The sequence below is a fragment of the Thermotalea metallivorans genome (genome assembly GCF_001562415.1).
In the GTDB taxonomy this organism is placed as follows: Bacteria; Bacillota; Clostridia; order Peptostreptococcales; family Thermotaleaceae; genus Thermotalea; species Thermotalea metallivorans.
The window spans coordinates 1-8,035 of the sequence record NZ_LOEE01000077.1 but is presented as its reverse complement, the minus strand read 5'-3'; the positions used below and the strand labels follow the sequence as shown (position 1 = coordinate 8,035).

Below are 8,035 nucleotides of genomic sequence, written 5' to 3'. Positions count from 1 at the left end.
TTATACTTCATGTCAAGTACCTCCTGTAGTTTTGGATTTGTGCTTTCGTGGTTGTTTGCACATCCCAATTCTACCGTGAGGTGCTCATTTTTTCAAAGTTCATTTTTGTTTATTACAGGAATGCTCCTAATAGTAGTAAACTTGAGCAAACTATTAATACAACATCCATAAAGGGAACCTATAACTTTACAGGGCTTAATATTACAGGAGATACAATATTTCCAATAACTGCAACAGCAAAAACAGCTTCAGGAAAAACGCTTACTGCTAACAATACTGTAAAGATCTTGACAGTAAAACCGGATACAGATGTTTATACAATAGAACCAAAACTATGGACAGATCCATGGCCGGTAACGACCAAAGTTTCAAAATATGATTTTGAAAACAATAAGCCAGTTCAATTCAATTTGGATCTTGATGCAAAGGGATCTACAGCAAGTTTAGGCATTGATGGATACCAATTTTCATGGTGGATTGATAAAAATAATATTGCTGAAGGAGATTGGACTAAGCAGGAGCTTGTAAAACTCACCGGCCTAACACTATATCCTTCTATGGCTAATTCAAATAAGGAAATCACAATAGAGGGAAGGGTAGCTGTAAAAGATACAGCAGGACATATAAGATATGCTAGGGATACAGGTAAAATTAGGTTAGAGATTGTAACAGTTCCACCGGAAACAGAAATAACAGTACCTTTTAGATCTTATCCTAAAGAGGTTACAGACCATACATCAATAAAAAATATCGTTACATGGTCATATTTTAGTGAAGATGATGCAACATATAAGGAATCTATTGTAAGTCTTTACAAATGGAATGGATCGGCATGGCAGCCTATATTTGAAAATCAGAAATACAATAAAAGAGAGTTAGAAATAACAGGCAATGCAGAGGAAATATTTAAAATTGTTGTAAAGGTAGTAGATGAATATGGGAAGGAGAGCAAACCGGTTGAGGGCCTTGTTTATTTAGAAACAGCAAAGCCGGACATAGATGTAACTGTTGATTTACTAAAATTAAGGGACAATATATTAAGAGTATTTGTAGATAATCTGACTCATCCAGAAGTCGAGACATTGTACCCAACCTCATATACTAACTGGGAGATAAGAAATGCAGTGGGAACATTATTAGCAAGTGGAGATGGAAAAGTACCAGAAGAAATATTGATGGATAACAGGTACTTCGGGACTGTAGTTGTAGTAAAACAATTTGCAAAAAATACGCTAAATAATACAACTGATGATAAAGATTTTTATAAGGCTAATGCAAACCTTGAAATTGATGTAATCCCGAACCGCTTATTTGAAACGGAACTTGCGACTGTATATAACTATGCTAGAGGACTACAGTATCAGGAATGGGGAATAAAAAGAAACGAAGAGACAGCATATGGTGAGCTTATTACTGTAAATGACCAATTTACAAGACCTAAAGGCTTCTATAATGTCATGAGTAAAGGTGCTGGTATCATTGCCACTGAAAAAGAGTTATACCAATATAGTAATAATATTGCTGACATGTTGAAAAAACCAAAAGAATTTACCCAGACAGAAATCAAGAGTGCTTTTGGTACTAATTTCGAATATGCAATAGATTCACAGTATTGGAAAGAGGATCTAAGAGGAATTGAATCTGGAAATTATACTTATATGGGACAGTCCTATAAATTTAGGAGATTAGCAAACCTTACAGTATACAGTGTATCTGATTTCATAAGAATTAAAGATGTTGAATTTATCAACGGTAGGCCAACAGCATATTTTGATGTAAGCGGAACTTTAAAAGCATATAAAAAGGTTACGGTAGATGGCAGTAAATCTATAGATTACACTGATGTTGAACTACAAGAGCATTACCCAATCGATTTTGACAGCACCCAAACAAGATACATTATCGAACCCCTTAAAGGGTTAGAAGGGGATGTAGATTATAGCAAAAATGAATTTATTAAAGGGGAAGGTGGAGAGCTGATAGATGGCAAGGTAGTATTCCCTGCTAAGAAGATCCAAGATCTCCGTTTCGATAAGGAAGGGGTATACCGGATCACCTATATTACCTATAATGGACTCTTAGAGAGTGAACCTTTCTCCAAAGAAGTAGTAATTCAACCAGAATTAAAGCCAACGGTGGATATAAATGTATCTACTCCAATCGTCTATCGTGACCCTAACTATGATCTAAAGGCATTTCTTCATGTGACGGTGCTTTATAATTCTCCTGACGATAAGATCGATTTAGACAGATCTTTTCTGACAGTTAAGTATGATGCAAATAATGATGGAGATTTTAGTAATGACATTGGCCATCAAGGAACGATCAAAAAAAATGAAGAAAGTCTCATGGAATATGCTACGGTTACAAATAAAATATTTCAGAATGATAGAGCAATCATTAGTATAGCAATTGATAATCCTGATAAAAACCTATTCGGGAAGTATCATTTTGAATTTACAGCCTATGAAGATCCTGAAACACCATATTTCATTTTCGAGGAAGAAACGTTTGATTTTTCAGCAGACACAAATGACCTTGATGTTGATAAAAAAGAAATTATGCTTGATAATACTCAGCCGATTATCAATATTTTGATGTCAAGAAAAAGTAAATCAGAACTAACGATTATTGAAACAAGCGTTACAAGACCAATGACCGCAGCGGATATTCAATATATCTTAGATTATTTTGCATCACAGAAAATACAAATTGATATCAAGTATATTGATTTAGCTGGAAATGAACATAATTATAAGAATTATTAAAGAGGGAGGTATCCTATAATGAAAAAAAGATTAGTTGCTAGGACATTAGTCCTAGCAATTTTATTGCAAATTTTCTTTCTAATCTTTCCTCTAGGCAAATCAAATGTTTCTTATGCCCACACGATTCCTGCCCCTTATGCAGAAGGGGATAAAATAAGGATAAAATATGATGAAGATACTTATTATCATATGGAATCAAAAGGGATTAAAGTAGACGAGAGAGATACAATGCAACTTGTATCAGCCGATCCCGTTCTAGGTGATTATGTTTTATATCAGCATACAACAAATACTCATCAACTTAGAGTAGGCGTATTTAATCCAAACTATACAATCAATGGGGGTAGTAACATTACCAGTCCATGGAAATTAATTGGAAAAGTAGAGAAAATAGGAGGATATCAGACAGATTGTAAATATACAGCAGAGCTTGATATGCAAAGGTATGATGTGATTAGGCTAGAGAATTTCAGTGTGGGACCTTTTCCTAAAAATTCTTATGTGTATATATCTTCACCTCAATATAGCATAGGAGATTATATAGCTGAGAAATATCAAAATAATTTATATTTCATAAGACAATATGATGGCATAACATATCCTAGCAGACAAATATTGGGGAAGGTAGAACCATTCAACGATTATATTTATATGCATAGTGGCACACCTATGAGTATAAAAGCTTCAAATGTAATCGAAAATAAATATAGATTTGTTAGAGGGGCAGCTACTCCAGTTGGAATAGAAGAAGGGGTTGCTTTAAAAGATAACAGAGTAGCTTATTTATGTAATGATGGACGGTTTTATATTTATGATCCAAGAACAGACAGATGGGAACAAAAATCTAGCTTCCCCAGAGATACATACTTTCCAAACATAACAGGGATGTTTTTTTCTCCTACACTTGCAGCCATTAATAATAATCAGATAGCTGCTATAGGTGGAGCATATGAATATGGTACAAATTATAATGATGCAAACATAAGCGATATTTTTATTTATGATATTTACACAGATGCATGGATAAAAAGAATGGAGAAAATATTAGATAGTTATCCTTCCAAAAAAGCTCCTGCGGTTTTAGACGATGGACGATTGTTTCTTGCAGGGGGAGAAAATCGGGCGAGTAGCGAATGGTGGTCTTACAGTAGTTTAGTACAAATTCTTAATCTTTCCAATAAAACAACCGTAACAGCAGAAGGGCAAATGGCATCACAAGGTCATGGTTATACAGCCATGAGAGCCGTTAAATACAAGGACAATAGCAATAAAGAAAAAGTAGTCTTTGCTGGGGGTTACAACAGAGGATATGGACAAAACAATATAGGCATATTTGAATATGACCCTTCAACAAACCAAATGATTAAAAAAGAAACTTTAAGCAATCTAAATAGTAGTTTTAACGGCCTTTCAGGTGAAATACAGGTAGGGCAAATAGGACAAGATAAGCTCATGTTTAAAAATGGTTCTATAAGCGGTGGAATGCCCTATGTATATGATGCAAATAAGAATGAATTAAGCGTTTTACCAATATTACATGAAAGTTATTATAATGCTATTAAAAACAGTAACCTACGGACACAGATGTACACACCTGATGGTACAATCATATTTCTTGGAGCAGATGGATACACATGGAAAGCTCAACCCAATAAGGCACCTACAGTAACTATAAATGCACCAACAAATAATCAAGAAATACAAAAAGGAAGAACCTTAAATATTAAATGGAATGCTGGGGACCTAGACAATGACAATTTAACTTACAAGGTACGTGTTTATACTGATACCCAAGAGTTTTACAATGGTACACCTAATGCAGGATTTAATAATACTAGTGGGCAACATAATTTTGATACATCTAGTATTCCTCTGACGTGGAACGCCTCTACGGGAAGATATGAACAGAGAGTTAAGGTAGATGTTTCGGTATTTGATGGAGTTGAAGGAGCTGTAAGTACAAAAGAATTTATTGTAATTAACTATGATGCTAACGGAATTGTAACAACACCTGCTACAATTCATGTTGTAAACCTTGGGGATTCATTTAGCTTAAAACTAAAGGTATGGGATGTAGCAGCAGACAGAGTTACTGCCAGTGCTTCGATTGATGGTAAGATAAGAACCGCAACTATTGATCCAACACCAACGGCCATGCCAACCATGGACAATCTTACCCTAACATGGAGTGGTGCAAATGCTTTAAGTGCAGGTACATATACCAACATCTCCATAACGATCACTGATTCCGACGGAGCTACCAAAACGATAACTTGGAATGGTACGATTATCGTCATGGATCTCCTAACCATGGTGAATAACGGAATCAGTAAAACACTGCTAGATTCTAGCTATGACTATCGTTTTGTAATGGTTAATACTGAATCCTCTATTCAAAATACTACTAGGAACTCAGGTTTGCTCGAAACGATTAAAAATAAACTTAATAGTAGAGAACAAAATGCATTATGGTTGGGGCAGAGCGGCTCAAAATCCTATATTGATAGCAAATTGATACTAAATAACGAATATCTCTACAAATCCATTCCTACAGATGGAAAGAATGATATTATTAACTTTATCATGAGTGTTATCACTAGTGACATCAATGGTGATACATTCCTTGTAGGAGATACCATAGAAACCCAAATGCTCTTTGAGGATTATGAAAAGGATTATGAGGGGATCAGTTTAATAGATAAGTTGAAATCAAATCTTGAATTAACTGATGAACAGAAAAAGCCAAAAGCAGGGACAACACAAATCAAATATACCCATGATCCGAATATCTTTGATAATCCTGTTCCAAGACACAGCAAGGCTGATGAAGAATGGCATAATGTAGTGGATATGAATGATCCATTTATTCTTAAAGAGGCTACAGAGGATATGCGTGGTCTTTGGACTTTAAGCCTACAGGCTTCTGATGCAACAAAGAATCCTGACTTTGATAAGTTTGCCACACCAAAGACAAAAACCTTTAGGGTACATACAGCCCCTAAAGCTATCGCAAACCTATTTGAATCGCCTACGGATCTATATTTATCGGCAGATGAAAGTTTTGATTTAGACTTCCAATATTCTTTACCGAATAACGGCATTGTAAAATATGAATGGTTTTATGAATTAAGCGACGGATCAATACATAAATTCCCTACGGAAAGTAAATATGTTAAGATCCCAAAACAAATAGATGGGAAAAATATTGTGAGTTTTACTCTTACGGTTTATGATTGCTATGGAGCAAAAGACAGTACCAATATTGCATGGTTATTGGTTCCAGGCATAAAAGCAAAAATATGGCCTGAACTTAGCAAATTTGATATATTCGGTACTGGTATCCCTGCAAGCGAAGAATTGAAAGTAACCAACATTGAAACGATCCCCTATGCTATGGATCGGATTGAGTTTGCACTTTACAAAGGAGCTACAATTAAAACACCAAAGGTTACAAAAACCAATCCTACAGGTTTAGAAATATCAACACCACCTTATAACAAGTGGTATGATATTAGAAATTATAGAATACCCGAGACACTACCGGATGATATTTATACAGCGAAAATACAGGCTATTCAGGAGGCAACAGTACTAGAATTACTTTGGAATATTGTAGTCAATACCCCAATCAACCTACAGCCTAGTATGTCTGATACTGTAAGAGTAGGAGAAACCTATAATATCGAGGCCACTACTTCTAAATATGCAAATAAAGTTGAAGTAATTGCATTTAAAGGTACACCCTATGAATCATCTGTCATGACATTAAGTAGCACGACAACAGGAGATTTGAAAAAATGGTCTATAGGGTACACCATTCCTAATAATTTAGTAGATGGAGTCTATACCTTCGAGTTTAAAGCAACTACGCCAAATGGAAATAAAGAAACTAAAACTCTATCGGTGAAGGTTATTTCTTTACAATTAACAAATTTTAGAATAACTAATATTGTAAATCATGACCATTTGACATATCCAATCACAAAAGATATGTTAATTAATTCCTTAGTTGAATATAAAACAGGATACTATGTAATCTTTAGAATTAACTCTAAAGGTAAGCCAAATACTGTAGAAGCTAAAATTGATATAGGCCATGATGGGTCTGTTGATCAAAATGTTAATCTAACGAAGGTTGGAGATAGTGGTACAGAAGAAATCTGGGAAGGCAAATTCTATACTAATGCCAGACTACCAAATAATACAATAATCAGCCTAGAATTAATTGCAAGGAAAAATACTACAACATATAACTATAATGACAAAGAAAACTGGGATGGAAAGGCATTAATCATCAAAGGAACAGCCTTACAAGACGGAAGAATTAATTTAACAAACTAGAAAAAGAATGGAAAAACCATTCTTTTTCTAGTTTTTGAGAATATTTTGAAGGAAATTGAAGGAAAAAAATTTTTTCTGTCGAAAGTTAATACAAACAAAAAAGCGAAAAACCCTTTTGCTTTCCGACTGCACAGGGTTTTTCTTTGGAAGATTTTTATTTAGTTATAGAGTTTTTAGTTTTATAAGTAGATTTTAGCACAATCTACTTATAAATGCAACAGAAATTTATAAAAAATTCTATATGCTAAGTAAAGATCCTTCCTAGCTTAGTAAATGACTATTATTTTTTTACAAAAAACAGGGAGGTTTTTTTATGGCCACAGATAAGACAACAATCATCAGAGTACAAAAAAATAAAGAAAATCCATATGTAATGATAAATAAACAATTTTTAAGTGATGAGAGATTATCTTGGAAAGCCAAAGGGCTTCTTATACTTATTTGCTTTCTAAACCTGATAATTGGAAAATCATGATTGGGGATCTTATTAAACAATCAAAAGATGGAAGAGATTCTGTTTATGCAGGACTAAGAGAATTAAAAGATAATGGCTATATGGAAAGAAATCCAGTTAAGGATAAAAACGGGAAAATTGTTTATTGGGAAAGTGTTGTATATGAAACATCCATAGAAACAGAAGAAACAGAAAGTCCACTTACGGAAAATCCGGAAATGGATAATCCACTTACGGATTTTCCGTATCTGGAAAACCCTGATCTGGAAAAACCTGATCTGGAAAACCCGACACTACTAATAAATGAATATAATAATAATAATTTAAATCAACTTTCGCACAAAGTTGATGTGCGATGAATATTGAAAAATCAATAGTTTTGGGCAATAAAAAAGTCCAAGAAGCCCCCTCTCTGTGATATAATAGAAGTGACAAAACCCCATTAAAATCAACGGTTCGGAGGTTCTTGAAC

At 34.2% G+C, this 8,035-nt stretch carries 3 protein-coding genes; all 3 read left to right on the top strand.

Features of this window, described 5'->3' with window-relative positions; genetic code table 11:
• Positions 1-47 precede the first annotated feature (47 nt).
• The 3 genes from AN619_RS14515 to AN619_RS14505 all read left to right on the top strand — a co-directional run bounded on the left by AN619_RS14515 (position 48) and on the right by AN619_RS14505 (position 7,922).
• Positions 48-2,768 carry a hypothetical protein gene (locus tag AN619_RS14515; protein WP_068557991.1) on the top strand — a complete coding sequence of 907 codons (2,721 nt, stop codon included), beginning with the start codon at positions 48-50 and terminating at the stop codon, positions 2,766-2,768.
• Between the two features lie 18 nt (positions 2,769-2,786).
• Positions 2,787-7,109 (top strand): Kelch repeat-containing protein, encoded by a 4,323-nt coding sequence (locus AN619_RS14510; protein ID WP_068557990.1) that lies wholly within the window; start codon positions 2,787-2,789, stop codon positions 7,107-7,109.
• Positions 7,110-7,520: 411 nt separating this feature from the next.
• The gene (locus AN619_RS14505) at positions 7,521-7,922 is read left to right on the top strand and encodes a hypothetical protein (protein WP_157065032.1); all 402 of its coding nucleotides are present in this window, start codon (positions 7,521-7,523) and stop codon (positions 7,920-7,922) included.
• Positions 7,923-8,035: the final 113 nt, after the last annotated feature.